This is a genomic window from Streptomyces iconiensis, assembly GCF_028657195.3.
In the GTDB taxonomy this organism is placed as follows: Bacteria; Actinomycetota; Actinomycetes; order Streptomycetales; family Streptomycetaceae; genus Streptomyces; species Streptomyces iconiensis.
This window is the reverse complement of sequence record NZ_JANCPR020000039.1, coordinates 54565-70775: the sequence shown is the minus strand read 5'-3', so window position 1 is coordinate 70775 and position 16211 is coordinate 54565. Positions and strand designations below refer to the sequence as shown.

14 protein-coding genes are annotated in these 16211 nt (G+C 70.8%); 2 read left to right on the top strand and 12 right to left on the bottom strand.

Features of this window, described 5'->3' with window-relative positions; all coding sequences use genetic code 11:
* Nucleotides 1-76: 76 nt before the first annotated feature.
* The 6 genes from NMN56_RS31410 to NMN56_RS31385 form a co-directional block, all read right to left on the bottom strand.
* The gene (locus NMN56_RS31410) at nucleotides 77-1141 is read right to left on the bottom strand and encodes an aldo/keto reductase (protein WP_274038750.1); all 1065 of its coding nucleotides are present in this window, start codon (nucleotides 1139-1141) and stop codon (nucleotides 77-79) included.
* Nucleotides 1142-1173: 32 nt separating this feature from the next.
* Nucleotides 1174-2220: an ABC transporter permease gene (locus NMN56_RS31405; RefSeq protein WP_274038749.1), complete on the bottom strand. Its 1047-nt coding sequence runs from the start codon at nucleotides 2218-2220 to the stop codon at nucleotides 1174-1176.
* Complete coding sequence (locus NMN56_RS31400) at nucleotides 2217-4058, bottom strand: sugar ABC transporter ATP-binding protein (protein WP_274039344.1); 1842 nt, start codon at nucleotides 4056-4058, stop codon at nucleotides 2217-2219. Before NMN56_RS31400 ends, NMN56_RS31405 begins: the two co-directional genes overlap by 4 nt.
* Nucleotides 4055-5104: a sugar ABC transporter substrate-binding protein gene (locus NMN56_RS31395; protein ID WP_274039343.1), complete on the bottom strand. Its 1050-nt coding sequence runs from the start codon at nucleotides 5102-5104 to the stop codon at nucleotides 4055-4057. Before NMN56_RS31395 ends, NMN56_RS31400 begins: the two co-directional genes overlap by 4 nt.
* Before the next feature lie 117 nt (nucleotides 5105-5221).
* On the bottom strand, nucleotides 5222-6028 hold the full coding sequence (locus NMN56_RS31390) for an SDR family NAD(P)-dependent oxidoreductase (protein ID WP_274038748.1): 807 nt from the start codon (nucleotides 6026-6028) through the stop codon (nucleotides 5222-5224).
* On the bottom strand, nucleotides 6025-7515 hold the full coding sequence (locus NMN56_RS31385) for an L-fuconate dehydratase (RefSeq protein WP_274038747.1): 1491 nt from the start codon (nucleotides 7513-7515) through the stop codon (nucleotides 6025-6027). The genes NMN56_RS31390 and NMN56_RS31385 overlap by 4 nt, the downstream gene beginning before the upstream one ends.
* A gap of 252 nt (nucleotides 7516-7767) precedes the next feature.
* On the opposite strand from NMN56_RS31385, the gene NMN56_RS31380 reads away from it, so the two are divergent.
* Nucleotides 7768-8760 (top strand): PAC2 family protein, encoded by a 993-nt coding sequence (locus NMN56_RS31380; protein ID WP_274038746.1) that lies wholly within the window; start codon nucleotides 7768-7770, stop codon nucleotides 8758-8760.
* A gap of 266 nt (nucleotides 8761-9026) precedes the next feature.
* Here the strand turns inward: NMN56_RS31380 and mshC are convergent, their stop codons facing one another.
* The 4 genes from mshC to NMN56_RS31360 all read right to left on the bottom strand — a co-directional run bounded on the left by mshC (nucleotide 9027) and on the right by NMN56_RS31360 (nucleotide 12807).
* Nucleotides 9027-10256, bottom strand: a complete 1230-nt coding sequence (mshC, locus tag NMN56_RS31375) for a cysteine--1-D-myo-inosityl 2-amino-2-deoxy-alpha-D-glucopyranoside ligase (RefSeq protein WP_274038745.1) — start codon at nucleotides 10254-10256, stop codon at nucleotides 9027-9029.
* Between the two features lie 235 nt (nucleotides 10257-10491).
* A complete protein-coding gene (locus tag NMN56_RS31370) occupies nucleotides 10492-11442 on the bottom strand; it encodes an SCO1664 family protein (protein ID WP_274038744.1) in 951 nt (316 codons plus the stop codon).
* The gene (locus tag NMN56_RS31365; RefSeq protein ID WP_274038743.1) at nucleotides 11406-11996 is read right to left on the bottom strand and encodes a DUF3090 domain-containing protein; all 591 of its coding nucleotides are present in this window, start codon (nucleotides 11994-11996) and stop codon (nucleotides 11406-11408) included. The genes NMN56_RS31370 and NMN56_RS31365 overlap by 37 nt, the downstream gene beginning before the upstream one ends.
* Before the next feature lie 76 nt (nucleotides 11997-12072).
* Nucleotides 12073-12807, bottom strand: a complete 735-nt coding sequence (locus NMN56_RS31360) for a histidine phosphatase family protein (protein ID WP_274038742.1) — start codon at nucleotides 12805-12807, stop codon at nucleotides 12073-12075.
* 68 nt (nucleotides 12808-12875) lie between these two features.
* Here NMN56_RS31360 and corA point away from each other — a divergent pair, with 68 nt between their 5' ends.
* Nucleotides 12876-13868 (top strand): magnesium/cobalt transporter CorA, encoded by a 993-nt coding sequence (gene corA / locus NMN56_RS31355; protein ID WP_274039342.1) that lies wholly within the window; start codon nucleotides 12876-12878, stop codon nucleotides 13866-13868.
* Between the two features lie 170 nt (nucleotides 13869-14038).
* Here the strand turns inward: corA and NMN56_RS31350 are convergent, their stop codons facing one another.
* Nucleotides 14039-14830 carry a ferritin-like domain-containing protein gene (locus NMN56_RS31350; RefSeq protein WP_274038741.1) on the bottom strand — a complete coding sequence of 264 codons (792 nt, stop codon included), beginning with the start codon at nucleotides 14828-14830 and terminating at the stop codon, nucleotides 14039-14041.
* A gap of 284 nt (nucleotides 14831-15114) precedes the next feature.
* The gene (locus NMN56_RS31345; RefSeq protein ID WP_274039341.1) at nucleotides 15115-16170 is read right to left on the bottom strand and encodes an LLM class F420-dependent oxidoreductase; all 1056 of its coding nucleotides are present in this window, start codon (nucleotides 16168-16170) and stop codon (nucleotides 15115-15117) included.
* Nucleotides 16171-16211: the final 41 nt, after the last annotated feature.

Here is a 16211-nt window from a genome sequence, read left to right as displayed (position 1 = left end):
GTACGGTCGGTCGTACGGCGAGTCGCGCGGTCGGTCGCGCGGCCAGTCGCGCGGCGGTCGGTCACTCGGAGGCCGGTCATGTAGGCGGACGCGGTCCCGCGAGTGGCGTTCCCGCGGACCGGGGCCGGAAATGGGACGGGGACGGAGGCGGAGACAGGGACGGAGGCACGGGCAGGTCGGCGCCGAGCAGGTGCTCGGTGACGAGGTCCTGCCAGAGCGCCTGGGGGATGTCGTGGGTGAACAGCCTTGCGTTCTCCCGTACTTCCTCCGGCGAGGAGGCACCGACGACGGCCGAGGTGACCGCCGGATGCGCGAAAGGAAACCGCAGCGCAGCCGCCCGTACGGGCACACCGTGCCGTGCGCACACGGCGGCTGTGCGCTGGGCTCGCTCGACCCGTTCGGGGGACGCGGGCTGGTAGTCGAAGTGCGCGCCGGGGCGCGGGTCGGCCAGCAGCCCGGAGTTGTAGACGCCGCCCGCCACGACCCGCGTACCGCGCCGTACGCAGGCGGGCAGCAGGTCGTCGTGTGCGGACCTGTCCAGCAGCGTCCAGCGGCCTGCGCACAGCACCTCGTCCACATCCAGCTCGGTGACCAGGCGCGCGAGGGCACCGCTGAAGTTCATGCCGAAGCCGATGGCCCGCACGACCTTCTGCGCGCGCAGCTCGGCGAGCGCCGCGTAGCCGGTGGCGAGGACCTCGGGCAGATGGTTCTCGACGTCGTGCAGATAGACCGTCTCCACATGGTCGGTACCGAGGCGCTTCAGGGATGCTTCCAGGGTGCGGTGTACGCCGTCCCTGGTGAAGTCCCACTCGCGGACACGCGGCGGCGTGTCCACGAAGCCCTCGGAGGGCGCCTGTTCGCCGGCCCGGAGGGGCCGCAGCCTGCGACCGACCTTGGTGGAGAGGGTGTACGAGCCGCGCGGGACCCCGGCCAGCGCGCGCCCCAGGCGCTCCTCGGAGAGGCCGACCCCGTAGTGGGGCGCCGTGTCGAAGTGCGTACAGCCGACGTCCAGCGCTGCCCCGACGACGGCATGAGCGCGTTCCTCGGTCATGGCCGTACCCAGGTTGCCCAACTGGGCGCAGCCCAGGCCGAGTCGGGGCGTACGGCCGTCCCCGGTGCCGGCTTCGTCCGATGCGGTCACGCGTGCCACCTCACTCCTGCCTCACGCCCAGCTCACTCCTGTCGCTCGCCGCTGGCGAAGCGCGAGATGATCAGGGCGACGATGATGATCATGCCGTTGAGGAACTGGTTCCACATGGCGGGTACGCCGCCCAACGTCATGACGTTGACGACGAGTTGAAGGGTGAGCACGCCGGTCAGCGCGCCGAAGACGGTGCCGCGTCCACCGCGCAGTCCGATGCCTCCGATGACGGCGGCTGCGAAGACCTGGAAGATCCAGCCGTCGCCCTGACTGGCGGAGACCGAGCCGTAGTGGCCGGTGAACAGGATCCCGGCGAAGGCGGCGAGCATGCCGGCCAGCGCGAGGACGATCCAGGTGATGCGGTCCGTGCGGATACCGGCGGCGCGCGCCGCCTCCGGGTTGCCGCCGATCGCGTAGAGCGCGCGGCCGTGCCGCATGTAGGCGAGGACGAGCCCGGCGACGGCGTACAGCGCGAGGCACAGCCAGACGGCGCCGGGTACGCCGAACCAGGTGGCGTTGCCGAGGTACGAGAAGGAGTCGGGGACATTGACGATCGACTTGCCGTCGGAGAGCCCGACGTGCAGGCCGCGCAGCATCGTCAGCATGCCGAGCGTGGCGATGAACCCGTTGACCCGCAGCTTCAGCATCAGGAACCCGTTGGTGCCGCCGATGAGCGCGCCCACGGCGAGGCAGAGCGGGATCGCGAGCCAGGTGGGGAAGAGCCCGATGCCGTGGAAGCCGTCGCCTTCGGCTGGCAGCACCAGCCACATGGCGATGCTGGGCGCGACCGCGAGCGTGGACTCCAGGGACAGATCCATCCGGCCGCAGATGAGGACCAGCGCGAGCCCGAGGACCAGCAGGCCGAGTTCGGTCGACTGCTGGACGACGCCGACGAGGTTCTCGGTGGTCAGGAAGGCGGGCGAGACGATGAAGCCGATCAGCATCAGTACGAGGATGACCGGCACCAGGGACAGGTCACGCCAGCGGGCGAAGTCGACCTTCGGACGGGCGCGTTCCTCCTGTGCCCTGTCGAGGCCGTCGGCCAGCTCGCGGGCCGACGGCTGCGCTGTGTCGGTCATGATCCGTTCCCCTCCGGCGCCGCGGCGCCGCGCTGCTGTGTGGTGCCGTGCGGTTCGGTGGTGTCCTGCGGCCCAGTGGCGCCTTGCGGGCCGGTGGCGCCGTGCGGACCCGATGTGCCCTCTCCGTCGGGCGCGCGCTCTCCGTGGGAGGCGCCCTCTGCGCTCGCCCCGCCGGAGGTATCGCCTGCGCCGCCCGTGCCGTGCTGTTCGGTCATGCCCTCCATGGCGGCGACCAGTTCGCGGTCGCTCCAGTCGGTGCCGTACTCCGCGACGACGCGCCCGTGGAAGAGGGCGAGCACGCGGTCGCACACGCGCAGGTCGTCCAGTTCGTCCGAGATGATCAGTGCGGCGCTTCCACCGTCGGCGACATCCCTGACCACGCCCAGCAGCGAGTCCTTGGACTTGACGTCGACGCCGGCCGTCGGCCGGATCGCGACCAGTACGTCCGGGTCCCTGGCGAGGGCGCGGGCGATGACGACCTTCTGCTGGTTGCCGCCGGAGAGCCCGGAGACGGGCTGGTCGGGCCCGGAGGTCTTGATGTCCAGGGAGCCGATCATGCGGCGTGCGAACTCCCGGGTACGGGACGGCAGTACGGCGCCCCACCTGCCGAGCTGGTCGGTGACGGTGAGCGTGGCGTTCTCGGCGACGCTCCTGTTGGGCACCAGGCCCTGCGCGTGCCGGTCCTCCGGTACGTACCCGATACCGGCGTCCAGCGCGTGCGGCACGCTTCCGGGGCGCACCTCGCGCTCCCGTACGGTGACGGTGCCCGCGCTCTGGCGGCGCAGGCCGACGAGCGTCTCGCCGATGGCGGTGTTGCCGCTGGCGGTGGCGCCCGCGAGGCCGAGCACCTCGCCGGCGCGAACGGTCAGATCGACCGGAGCGAACTCCGCTTCCAGCGCGAGCCCGTGTGCCCGCAGCACGGGGCCGGGACCGCCGGGGCCGGAGCCGGCCGAGGGCTCACGCCGGGTCTGTCGTGGGAGGTCACGCCCGGTGCGCGGCAGACCGGCCCCGGCCGCATGTGTCCGGGCCCTGCCCGCGCGGACGCCGGCCCCGCTCCCCTCCCCCGCGGCCTCGTGGTCGCCGTCCTCCGCCGTCATCGCGGCGACCAGGTCCTGCCGGGGCAGTTCGGCGACGGGCGCGGTCAGGATGTGGCGTGCGTCGCGGTAGACGGTGACGGTGTCGCACAGCTCGTACACCTCCTGGAGGTGGTGCGAGATGAAGAGGAACGCGACGCCCTGGGCGCGCAGTTCGCGCAACTTGGCGAAGAGGCGTTCGATCCCGGCCGCGTCGAGCTGGGCCGTCGGCTCGTCCAGGATGACCGTACGGGCGCCGAAGGACAGCGCACGGGCGATCTCCACGAACTGCCGCTGCTCGACGCTGAGATCCTTGGTACGCAGGGAGGGATCGACCTCCACCCCGTACTCGGCCAGCAGGTCGCGCGCGCGTGCGCGCAAGGTGTTCCAGCGGATGCGGGGGCCGCCGGGGAAGCGGTTGAGGAAGAGGTTCTCGGCGACGGTCAGTTCGGGTACGACCATGGAGCGCTGGTAGACGCAGGCCACCCGGGAGCGCCACGCAGCGGTGTCGCCGTGGTGCGGCGCTTCCTCGCCGTGGAAGGTGACCCGGCCGGCGTCGGGCTTGTGCATACCGGTGAGCACGGACACGAGCGTGGACTTGCCCGCGCCGTTGCGGCCGACGAGCGCGTGGGCCTCGCCGGGGCGCACGGACAGGCCGACGCCGTCCAGCGCGAGGGTGGCGCCGTACCGCTTGACGATGCCCTCAGCGTGGACGGCGGGCGGTGCTGTAGCCGTGCGCCGTGCGGAATCGGTGGGGCCCGTCACTTCTTCTTCTCCAACTGGTTGGCCCACAGCCCCTTGTCGTCGACGTTCTCCTTGGTGACCAGGGGCGCGGGCAACTGGTCCTCCAGGCCGTTCTTCAGCTTGATGATCTTCGACTTGTGGTCGGTGGGGCCGGGCTTGAACTTCTTGCCGTCCAGCGCCGCGCGCGCGTACGTGAGCGCGTACTTCGCGTACAGGTCGGCCGGCTGGGAGAGGGTGGCGTCGATCTGGCCCTCGCGTATCGCGGCCAGTTCCTCGGGGATGCCGTCGTTGGAGATGATCGTGATGTGCCCCTTGGTGCCGCTCTCCTTGAGCAGCTTCTTCTGCTTGAGCAGCGCGAGGGTGGGCTGCAGGAAGGCGCCGCCCGCCTGCATGTAGATGCCGTCGAGGTCACGGTGCTGGGCCAGCAGGCTCTGGAGCTTGCCTGATGCCTCCTTGCCGTCCCAGTTGGTGGGCAGCTCGTGGACCTTGATCTTCGGGTACTTCTTCTTCATGCAGGACGCGAACGCCTCGGACCTGTCACGCCCGTTGATGGAGCTGAGGTCGCCCTGGAGTTCGGCCACGCGGCCCTTGCCGCCGAGCTTCTCGCCCAGGTACTCGCACGACTTGCGCCCGTAGGCGCGGTTGTCGGCGCGTACGACCATGTAGACGTCGCCCTTGTCGGGGCGCGTGTCGACGCTGATGACGGGAACGTCCTTCTTCTCCAGCCGCTCCAGCGTGGAGGAGATGGCGCCGGTGTCCTGCGGGGCCATGACGACGGCCTTGGCCCCCTGGTCGGTGAAGGTCTGTACGTTGGCGACGAGCTTGGAGACGTCGTTCTGCGAGTTGGAGAGGGGCAGCGCGGCGACCGTTCCGTCGTCCACGCCCTTCTTGACGTAGCCCTGGTACGCGGTCCAGAAGTCGGTGTCGGTGCGCGGCATGTCGATGCCGACCTTGCCCTTGGCCGCCGCCGTGCCCTCGCTGCCGCGGTTGCAGCCGGCGAGCGCGGTGACCGCCAGGATCGCGGCGCAGGATGCGGCGCCTGTGGTGCGGAGGGTGCGCAGTCGCATGAGGTCGTCCTGTCCTCGGTTGATGTGGTCCCGGTCGTCCCGGTCGTCCCGGTCGTCCCGGTCGTGCTCGGTCTGTCGTGGAGGCATACGCGTCAGCCGGTGCGTGCGTCCTACGCGTCAGCCGGTGGGTTCGGCGGGGCGCAGCCGAAGGCCCTGCATGCCGCCGTCCACGGCGAGCGAGGTGCCGGTGACGGCAGCCGAGCGGGGGCTGGCCAGGTACGCGACCGCGTCGGCGACCTCTCCGGCGCCGACGAGCCGCCCGGTGGGCTGCCGGGCCTCCAGCGCCGCGCGTTCGGCGGCCGGGTCGGCGGCCTGCTCCAGCAGCCGGCCGATCCAGGGGGTGTCGGCCGTACCGGGGTTGACGCAGTTGACGCGGATGCCCTCGCGCACATGGTCGGCGGCCATGGCGAGGGTGAGGGAGAGCAGCGCGCCCTTGCTGGCGGAGTAGAGGGCCCGCTGCGGCAGGCCCGCCGTCGCTGCGATGGAACTCGTATGAGTGATGGAGACCTGGCCCGGGCGTTCGGCGGCTGCACGGCGCAGATGGGGCAGCGCCGCGCGGTCGGTGCGGACGACACCGAGGACGTTGATGTCCAGCACCCGCTGCCACTCGGCGTCGTCGTTGTCCTCGACGGTGCCGGCGGCGCCGATGCCCGCGTTGCCGACCACGACGTGCAGGCCCCCGAGTTCGGCCGCCGCGTGGTCGACCGCCGACCGTACGGCGGCGTCGTCGGTGACGTCGGCCTTCAGCGCGAGCGCGCCTTCCGGCGCACCCTCCGGGTCCCTGTCGAGCACGGCGACGCGCGCGCCCCGTCCCATGAGGAGCGTGGCGACGGCCGCACCGATGCCGGAGGCGCCGCCGGTGACGAGCGCGGGTACGCCGTCGAAGTCGCGTACGGGGTACGGGGGTTGGTTCGGGCCGGTCATCGGCTGCTCTCCTGTCCGTTTTCGTGTGCGGGTCCTGGCCGCTGTGCGGTTCCTGGACGCTGTGCGGCCCCGGGGCGCTGTGCGGTTTCTGGCCGCTGTACGGGCCCGGGGTGTTCGGCCGGTCCGGGAGTGCCGCGCGGGCTGTGCCGGCCGTCCTTGCCGTACGAGCCGTGCCCGCGCTCCTGCCATACGGCGCCGTCGGGATAGCGGTGCGCCGCGATCGACTCGGGGCGCATCTGCGCGGAGAAGCCGGGCGCCGTGGGGGTCAGGTAGCGCCCTTCGCTGACGACCACCGGCTCGGTGAAGTGCTCGTGCAGGTGGTCGACGTACTCGATGATCCGGTCCTCCTGGGTGCCGGAGACGGCGACGTAGTCAAACATCGAGAGATGCTGCACCAGTTCGCACAGCCCCACACCCCCCGCGTGCGGGCACACGGGGACGCCGAACTTCGCGGCGAGCAGCAGGATGGCCAGGTTCTCGTTGACCCCGGCGACACGTGCCGCGTCGATCTGCACGAAGTCGACGGCGTCCGCCTGGAGGAGCTGTTTGAACACGATCCGGTTGGCGACATGTTCACCGGTGGCGACCTTGACCGGCTGACGTGCCCGTACGTCGGCGTGGCCGAGGATGTCGTCGGGGCTGGTGGGCTCCTCGATCCAGTACGGGTCGTAAGCGGCCAGCGCGTTCATCCAGCGCACCGCCTCGTCGCGCTCCCAGCGCTGGTTGGCGTCGACGGCGATGCGCACATCCGGCCCGACCGCCTCGCGTGCGAGGCGCATCCGGTGGAGGTCCTGGTCGAGGTCTCCGCCCACCTTCAGCTTGATCTGGGTGAAGCCGTCGGCGACGGCCTGGTGCGCGAGCTTGACCAGCTTCTCGTCGGAGTACCCGATCCAGCCGGGCGAGGTGGTGTACGCGGGATAGCCGTGCTCGCGCAGCCGCGCGGCCCGCTCGGCACGCCCCGGCTCGGCGGCACGCAGGAGAGCGAGCGCCTCCTCGGGGGTGAGCGCGTCGGTCAGATGTCGGAAGTCGACGAGCGCGACGAGTTCCTCGGGGCTGAGCGAGGCGAGGTACTCCCACAGGGGCTGTCCCGCGCGTTTGGCCGCCAGATCCCATGCCGCGTTGACGACGGCGCCGGCCGCCATGTGCATCACGCCCTTCTCGGGCCCGAGCCAGCGCAGCTGTGAGTCGTGCGTCAACTCCCGGTGCAGTCCGCCGAGATCGCCGGTCACGGCGTCCAGAGGGCGGCCCTCGACGTAGGGTCGCAGGGCCTCGATGGCGGCGACGACGACGTCGTTGCCCCTGCCGATGGTGAAGCAGAAGCCGTGCCCCTCGTGCCCGTCGGGGGCGTCGGTGCGCAAGACGACATAGGCGGCGGAGTAGTCGGGATCGGGGTTCATCGCGTCCGAGCCGTCGTGCTGCTCCGAGGTGGGGAAACGGATGTCGTGCACCTCGACCCCGGTGACGCAATACATCGGACCTCTGTTCATAGGTCCGATGTATAGCCCTGTGACAAGCGCGGCGTCCAGGGGTATGCAGCACCGATCTGGAGGCGTGCGGGGGCTGCGGCGCGGGCACCGTCACGCCGTAGGCTGGGCCCCGCACGGAAGAGCAGGCGGCAGCACACGCGGTGGCAGGGCGACAGCGGCCGACAGCACGACCGGCAACAAGCGACAGCAAGCACAGAACAGGTGCCGGGACGGAGCAGAAGGGCTCACTCACCGGCCGGAAGGAGGCGCTGGGTGATCGAGCTGGAGGGGGTTCCCGAGCTGGTCGACCCAGTCATGGTGGCCGCGTTCGAAGGCTGGAACGACGCCGGTGACGCCGCCTCCACCGCGGTCGCGCACATGGAACGGGAATGGAAGGGCGAGGTCTTCGCCGCGCTGGACGCGGAGGACTACTACGACTTCCAGGTCAATCGCCCGCATGTGTGGCTGGACGGCGGTGTCCGCAAGGTCACCTGGCCGACGACGCGGCTGTCCGTCGTCCGCGTCGGGGACTCCGACGGCAAGGGAAGACAGCGCGACCTCGTTCTCGTACGGGGCATCGAACCGAGCATGCGCTGGCGTTCGTTCTGCAACGAGATCCTGGGCTTCGCGCACGAACTGGGCGTGGAGATGGTCGTCGTGATGGGCGCCCTGCTGGGCGACACCCCGCACACCCGACCTGTCCCGGTGACGGGCGTGACCTCCGACGCCGACCTGGCCACGACGATGAACCTGGAGGAGTCGCGCTACGAGGGCCCTACGGGCATCGTCGGCATCCTCCAGGAGGCGTGCGCCCACGCGGGCGTCCCGGCGGCGAGCCTGTGGGCCGCAGTGCCGCACTACGTCTCACAGCCGCCCAACCCGAAGGCGACGCTCGCGCTGCTGAACCGCCTGGAGGACCTGCTCGGCCTGCGCATCCCCATGGGCGAGCTGCCCGAGGACGCGCGTGCCTGGCAGTTGGGCGTCGACCAGCTCGCCGCCGAGGACAGCGAGGTCGCCGAGTACGTGCAGTCGCTGGAGGAGGCACGCGACACGGCGGAGCTGCCCGAGGCGTCGGGGGAAGCCATCGCGAAGGAGTTCGAACGGTATCTGCGCCGCAGGGACGGCTCGTCGGATGCCCCGGGACAGCAGTCCTCGCCGTATCTGCGCGACACAGGCCCCCCACGCCCGCCGAAGCCCACGGGCGAGCCCCCGAAGCCTGATTCCTCCGACGAGTCCGACGACCCGGGCTCAGGAGAGGGCACATAGCGGCAGCGCCTCGCCCGAGAACCTCGCCAGAGAACACGGACAACTGCCGCCACCATGACGGCCATCCGCAGCCATGAGCGGCTGGCGAGCGGCCGGTGAGCGGTCCTCCACAGCCATGACGAGCCGTCCGCCGCCATGGCGCCCGCTCGTCCGCACCTGGGCTCGCTCGCCCTCACCGGCCGCCCGGCTCAGGAAAGCGCTCGTCCCGCCGCTGAGGGTCTTGCCTCTCAGCGGCGGGACGAGCGAACCACACCGGACAGTGCGGGTTAGAGCGCGACCCCCAGCAAGGCGTCCACCGTGCGGGACACAAGTCCCGGCGCTCCCTCGTCCGTTCCGCCGTTCGTCTCCTGCTCCCGACACCAGCGGTCGACGGCTGCGAGCGCGGCAGGAGAGTCGAGGTCGTCGGCGAGAGCCACACGTACCTCCTCCAGCACCCCCTCGGCCGCGGGACCGTCAGGACGCGAGACGGCGGCCCGCCAGCGCGCGAGGCGGGCCTTGGCCTCCTGGAGGACGGCCTCGGTGTACTCCCAGTCGGCGCGGTAGTGGTTGGCCAGCAGCGCGAGCCGGATGGCGACCGGGTCGACGCCCTCGCGGCGCAGCGCCGAGACGAAGACCAGGTTGCCCTTCGACTTGGACATCTTCTCGCCGTCCAGGCCCACCATCCCGGCGTGCACATAGGTGGACGCGAAGGGGAACTCGCCGGTCAGCGCCTGCGCGTGCGAGGCACCCATCTCGTGGTGCGGGAAGATCAGGTCGGAGCCACCGCCCTGGACGTCGAAGCCCATCCCAAGGTGTTCGAGCGCGATGGCCACGCACTCGATGTGCCAGCCGGGGCGTCCCGCACCGAGCGAGGCCCCGTCCCAGTGCGGCTCGCCCTCACGCGCCGCCATCCACAGCATCGGGTCGAGCGGGTTCTTCTTGCCGGGGCGCTCGGGGTCGCCGCCGCGCTCGGCGGACAGCAGCCTCATCGTCTCGGCGTCGTACCTGGAGACCTCCCCGAAGTGCACATCGGACTCGACGGAGAAGTAGATGTCGCCTTCGAGTTCATAGGCGGCCCCCATGTCGCGCAGCTTCTCGACCATGGGCACGATCCGCGGGATGGACTCCACGGCGCCGATGAACGCCTTGGGCGGCAGCATCCGGAGTGCGGTCATGTCCTCCCGGAACAGGGCGGTTTCACGCTCGGCGAGTGTCGCCCAGTCGTCACCGGTCTCGACTGCCCGCTGCAGGAGTGGATCGTCGATATCGGTGACGTTCTGTATGTAGTGAACCTGCCGCTTGGTGTCGAGCCACACGCGCTGCACGAGGTCGAACGCGTTGTAGGTCGCCGCGTGTCCCAGGTGGGTGGCGTCGTACGGCGTGATGCCGCAGACATAGATACGGGCGACGGGACCAGGGACGAGGGCGACCCGTCCATCGGTCGCGGTGTCGTGGACGTCGAGGTCGCGGCCCTGTCCAGGCAGGACGGGGACCTCGGAAGCGGGCCAGGCATGCATGTCATGAGCCTAACCCGGACTGGTGTTCCGTATACGGACGGGACAGGTGCACCCACCATCTTTGGCCGGGCGGGCCCTCTTGCGCGGCCCCACCACGTACCGGCGGAAAGACCCCGTCGCGCCGGCAGAGCCCTGTGCGCCGTCCGGAGGACGCGGGGCGACGCAGGGCGGACGGGGCGTCGGCAGACAGGCCGCCGGGAGACAGACCGCCGGGCAGACAGGGCGCCGGGAGACGTCAGACGGGCGGCCAGGGGATCGCGGGCCAGTCCCCGCTGGGCAGGGGATGGCGGCCCGAGCTGAGCATGGACCTGGTCCGCTTGCGTACGGCGTCGACCTCGGCCGCCGTCAGCAGTCCCGACAGGCGTACGGCGAGCGGAGCGCCCTCGGCGAGCGCTGCCGACAGCCCGCGCAGCACCTCGGTGGCCTCTGCTGTCAGTTCCTCGCCCGCCCAGCCCCACAGGAGGGTGCGCAGCTTGTCGCCGACGTGGAAGGTGACGCCGTGGTCGATGGCGTAGAGCAGCCCGCCCGGCCGTGGCAGCAGATGGCCGCCCTTGCGGTCACCGTTGTTGATCACCGCGTCGAGCACGGCGAGACGGCGCAGGCGCTGATCGTCGGCGTGCACCAGCAGCGCGCTCCTGCCGCCGCCGACATCGGCGTAACCGATCGCCTTCCAGCCCTCGCCAGGGGCGTCGCCCTCGACGAGCGCGAGGAGCGGCTGCTCCCCGTCCTCCTCCGGCTCCGCGGAGCCGGTACCGGAGGCGGGGCCCTCCGCGCCCAGGCCGGCGACGGGGCCGCCGGGCTCGGGTTCCGCCGTCGCGTCCGGCGGCTCGCCCACCCACACCTGGCACATGCCCTCGCCGTACGGGCCGTCGCGCAGCACCGTGGCGGGGATCAGGTCCCAGCCGGTCGCGCGCGAGATCTCGTAGGCGGCCACCTCGCGCTGGGCGAGGTTACCGTCGGGGAAGTCCCACAGGGGGCGCTCACCGGCGACGGGCTTGTAGACGCACGGTACGTCGAAGTCCTGGTGTGCGACGACGCCGTAGAGGACCGCGTTGGAGGCTTCCTCGATCCGGCCGTGCACCGTGAGCGTGCCGCCTGTGAGCAGGGCGCGCGTGGTCTCGGCGGCCGGGAACGAAGGGTCCGACGCGTTCACTCGCCCCGGCGGTATCCGTTCTGGCGCGGACATACGTGTCCCTCCGGGTCGAGCGGCAGGCTGCACAGCGGGCACGGCGGGCGGCCCGCGTTGACGACGTCCAGCGCCCGCTTGGCGAAGGACCGCGCCATGCTGCCGCTGATCCGTACGCGGAGCATCGGGGGCCCGTTCTCGTCGTCCTGGAGCAGCCGCTCCTCGGCGTCGGCCAGGTCCTCGTCGGCGTCGGGCTCCAGCTCGACGATGGCCTGTGCCTCGACGACCATCCGTTCGCCGTCGCCGTCCCAGGCGAGTGCCATGGTGCCGACCCTGAACTCCTCCTCGACGGGAGTCTCCAGGGGGCCGGTGTCATCGACCTCGGAGGGTGCGACGGCCGGGACGGGCGCGTTGCCGCCTGAGCGGCGCACCACCTCGTCGAGCAGCTCGTCGATCCGCTCGGCGAGCGCCTCGACCTGCGCCTTCTCCAGTGCCACGCTCGTGGTTCGGCCGCCCTGGCTGGCCTGGAGGAAGAAGGTGCGGCGGCCAGGCAACCCGACCGTGCCGGCGATGAACCGGTCCGGTGGGTCGTACAGGAACACCTGACGGGACACGTCCTGCTCCGTTGGGTCGACGATTACGTGAATGCTTCGGACACAGGCACCCTACTGCGCGTGCCGATCATCGCGCTTACGCGCTGCCCCCGACGGTCGCGACGCCGGGGTCGCGGGGTGTGTGGCCGGTGGCTCCGGCCGCTTCGGCGCCGTCCTCCGTGGGCTCGTGGCTGTCCTTGGGCGGTGCGAGCGAGGCGAGTTCCCCGGTGTCTCCGAGCCTGAGCAGGAAGGGGCGCAGCGGGGTGTAGGTGATGACGGTGGCCGAGCAGGGGCCCGCCGTTATGCGCTGGAAGAGGTCGAGGTGCATGCCGAGCGCGTCCGCGACGATCGACTTGATGATGTCGCCGTGCGAGCACATCACGTAGAACGCGTCGGCTCCGTGCTCGGCCTCGATCCGCGCGTTCCAGTCGCGTACGGCCTCGACCGCGCGTGCCTGCATGGCCCGCATGGACTCGCCGCCGGGGAAGGTGGCGGCCGAGGGGTGCTGCTGGACGGTCGACATCAGCGGGTGGTCGGTCAGTTCGGCGAGCTTGCGCCCGCTCCACTCCCCGTAGTCGCACTCGTTGATGCGTTCCTCGGTGTGCACGGGCAGGTCGGGCCTGGCCGTGGTCAGCGGTGCGAGGGTCTCCTGGCAGCGCTTGAGCGGGCTGCTGACGGCGGCGGCGAGGGGCAGGTCGTGCAGGCGGGCCGGCAGCGATCCGGCCTGTTCCTGGCCGTGCTCGTCGAGGGCGACGCCCGGCGTGCGCCCGGCGAGCACCCCGGAGGTGTTCGCGGTCGACCTGCCGTGCCGTACGAGGATGAGCGTGGGCATGCCCGCCACCCTAAGCGAGGGGCCACGAGTGCCGCTCTCCGGTTGTGGGTCGGGCGGAGCCCGGCAGAATTCCAGGCGTGATCGTCGATTGCGCGCTGTACCACGAGGGGCGTCGCACGGACCGCCCCGAGGACTTCTCCACCGCGCTCCGGGAGGCACGCGGGAGCGAGGACACGTTCTTGTGGATCGGGCTGTACGAGCCGAGCGAGGCGGAGTTCTCGCAGGTCACCGAGGACTTCGCGCTGCACCCGCTGGCGGTCGAGGACGCGCTGCGGGCACATCAGCGCCCGAAGCTGGAGGCGTACGCCGACTCCCTGTTCCTCGTCCTCAAACCGGTGCGGTACGAGGAGGAGAGCGGCGGGCTGTCCACGGGCGAGCTGATGGTGTTCGTCGGCGACTCGTTCGTGCTGACGGTGCGGCACGGTGAGGCCAACCCGCTCGGTGTGGTGCGCCGGCGCCTGGAGGAGGACCCGGAGGTGCTGCGGCACGGCCCGACGGCGGTGATGTACGCGGTGTGCGACGCCGTGGTGGACCACTACCTGGATGTGGCCTCCACGCTCCACACCGACCTGGAGGGGCTGGAGGCGGGCGTCTTCTCCGAGGAGGGCCGGGTCGACGGAAGCACGGCGAGCCGTATCTACGAGTTCAAACGGCGAGCCATGGAGTTCCGCCGCGCCACCGTCCCACTGGCGGACCCGGTGACCCGGCTGATGGGTTCGGGGCTGCCGTTCGTGCACAGGGACTCGCGGCCGTTCTTCCGTGACGTGGCCGACCATCTGTCGCGGGTCAACGAGCAGGTGGAGAACATCGACCGGCTGCTGAGCGACATCCTGTCCGCGTATCTGGCGCAGATGGGTGTGCGGCAGAACGACGACATGCGCAAGATCTCGGCCTGGGCCGCCATGTTCGCCGTACCGACGGCGATCGCCGGGGTGTACGGCATGAACTTCGACCACATGCCCGAACTGCACTGGGTATGGGCCTATCCGGCGGTACTGCTGCTGATCCTGACGGTGTGCCTCGTGCTGTTCCGTGGCTTCAAGCGCCGCGGCTGGCTGTGAGGGCGAACGACTCGCCGGGCCCCGGGCCAGGACCAGGACCAGGACCAGGGCCACGGTTCACCACTCCTGGCTGACAGTTCACGGCTCCCGGCTCACAACACCCGGGACACAGTTCATGGTTCACGACGCCTGGATGGACCTGGATGGCAACTCCCGGCCGGGGAACGGGCTCAGGCGAACTCCGGTGCCGCTCCTGCGGGGCCGCCGCCCAGCGCGTCACGCCGTTCGGGCATCCGGAGGCGCACCATGCGGCGCCAGCCGCCCAGTCGCTCGTAGACGTACCGCCCGTGTATGCCCAGCGCGAGCAGCCCGTACTTCGCGCGGGACCAGCCGAGGATGGCCGCCATGCGGCTCATCACGGCGAGGCTGACGTTCCGGTAGACCTTGATCTCGGCGAGCGCGCTCTCGCGCAGCAGCGCCCTGATGGGCCGGCCGTGGCCCGCCCCGGAGAGACGCAGAAGCTCCTCGTGGCAGTAGGCGAGGTGGTTGTCCTCGTCGTTGGAGATCATCTTGACCGCGCGGCCGAGGTCGGGGTGGTCACCGAAGAACCTCTTGAGCGTGACCATTTCCTCGGAGGCACGCTGCTCGGTGACTCTGCTGTGCACCAGGTAGATGAGCAAGTCCCCTTCGGAGAGCGGCTCGTCACGGCGCAGCTTCTCGTGCGCCAGGCCGATCCCGAGGCCCTCCAGGAGCATCGTGTAGTCGGTGTCGTCGGGGATCTCGGCGGGCTCAAGGCCACGCTTGCGCAGCAGGGCGGTGAAGATGCGGCCGTGTTTGTCCTCGTCGGCGCCGTGCCGCGCCACCTTGGGCGCGAGACGGGCCTGTGCGGGAGGCACCAGCGCGGCGATACGGGCGTTCTCCCAACCGCCCTGGGACTCGCCGCTGGCCGCGATGGAGCAGAAGAGCCGGAACGACTCGTCGTTGTCGAGGATCTCCTGGAAAAGGCTCTTGGCCGAGAGCATCACTGCCACCTCCGTGCGACATACGCGAGGCATGACATCCGCAAAGGAAGAGTCAAGTACCGCGTGCGCGAACGGGCAACGGGTGGGGAAGCGATCTGCGCCGAACGAAGGAGGAGCGCGTGGCCGCCCGCGTAACGCGGAGGCGGGCGGCGCGTTGTGCTCCGTAACGGCCGTGGCGGGGATGACCCCCGAGCCCCCACCACGGCCGTAGGCATGTCCGGGGCCGCCCGGCCCCACCCGCTACGGAGCGCTCAAGCGATGCTCACGCAGTGCTCAAGCGGTGCTCAAGCGGTCGCGAGCCCGGCCCGCTCCAGCGCCTCAACTCCCGCACGCAGGCTGCTCAGCCGCTCGTCCCGGGTGAATCCGGCGGGAGCGAGCGAGAGCGTGGTCACCCCGGCGTCCGCGTAGGCCCGCATACGGTCGGCGATGCGGTCGACAGGACCGATCAGGGTGGTGGAGTCGATCAGTTCGAGGGGCACGGCCGCCGCCGCGCCCTCCTTGTCGCCCGCCAAGTACTTCTCCTGGATCTCCGCGGCTTCCTTCTCGTAGCCCATGCGCTGCGCGAGCTTGTTGTAGAAGTTCTGCTTACGGCTGCCCATGCCGCCCACGTAGAGGGCGGTGTACGGGCGGAACAGGTCGGCGAGCGCCTCGATGTCGTCGCCGACGGCCATGGGAACGGTGGGGCAGACGTCGAAGCCGTCCAGCGTCCTGCCCGCCGTCGCACGGCCCTGGCGCAGGTACTGGAGCGTGGTGTCCTCGGCGTGCTCGGGCGAGAAGAAGACCAGGAGAACTCCGTTGGCGATCTCGCCCGTCTGCTCCAGGTTCTTGGGGCCGATGGCGGCGATGTAGAGCGGGATCTCCTCGCGCTCCGGGTGCACGGTCAGCTTGATCGGCTTCCCGGGACCGCCGGGCAGCGGCAGCGTCCAGTGCTGCCCCTCATGGGTGAGGCGCTCGCGGGACATCGCCTTGCGGATGATCTCGACGTACTCGCGGGTGCGCGCGAGGGGTTTGTCGAACTTGACGCCGTACCAGCCCTCGGAAACCTGCGGCCCCGAGACGCCGAGGCCGAGCCGGAAGCGCCCGCCCGAGAGCGAGTCGAGCGTGGCGGCGGTCATCGCCGTCATCGCGGGGGTACGCGCCGGGATCTGGAAGATCCCGGAAGCGACGTCGATGCGCTCCGTGTGCGCTGCCACCCAGGTGAGGACGGTCGCGGCGTCGGAACCGTACGCCTCGGCCGCCCAGCAGACGTCATAGCCGAGCCTGTCGGCCTCCTGTGCGACGGCGAGGTTGTCCGCGTCCATCCCGGCACCCCAGTAGCCGAGGTTGATGCCCAATCGCATCCCCATCCGCGCCCACTCCCCTTACTGATCAGTAATGTCCC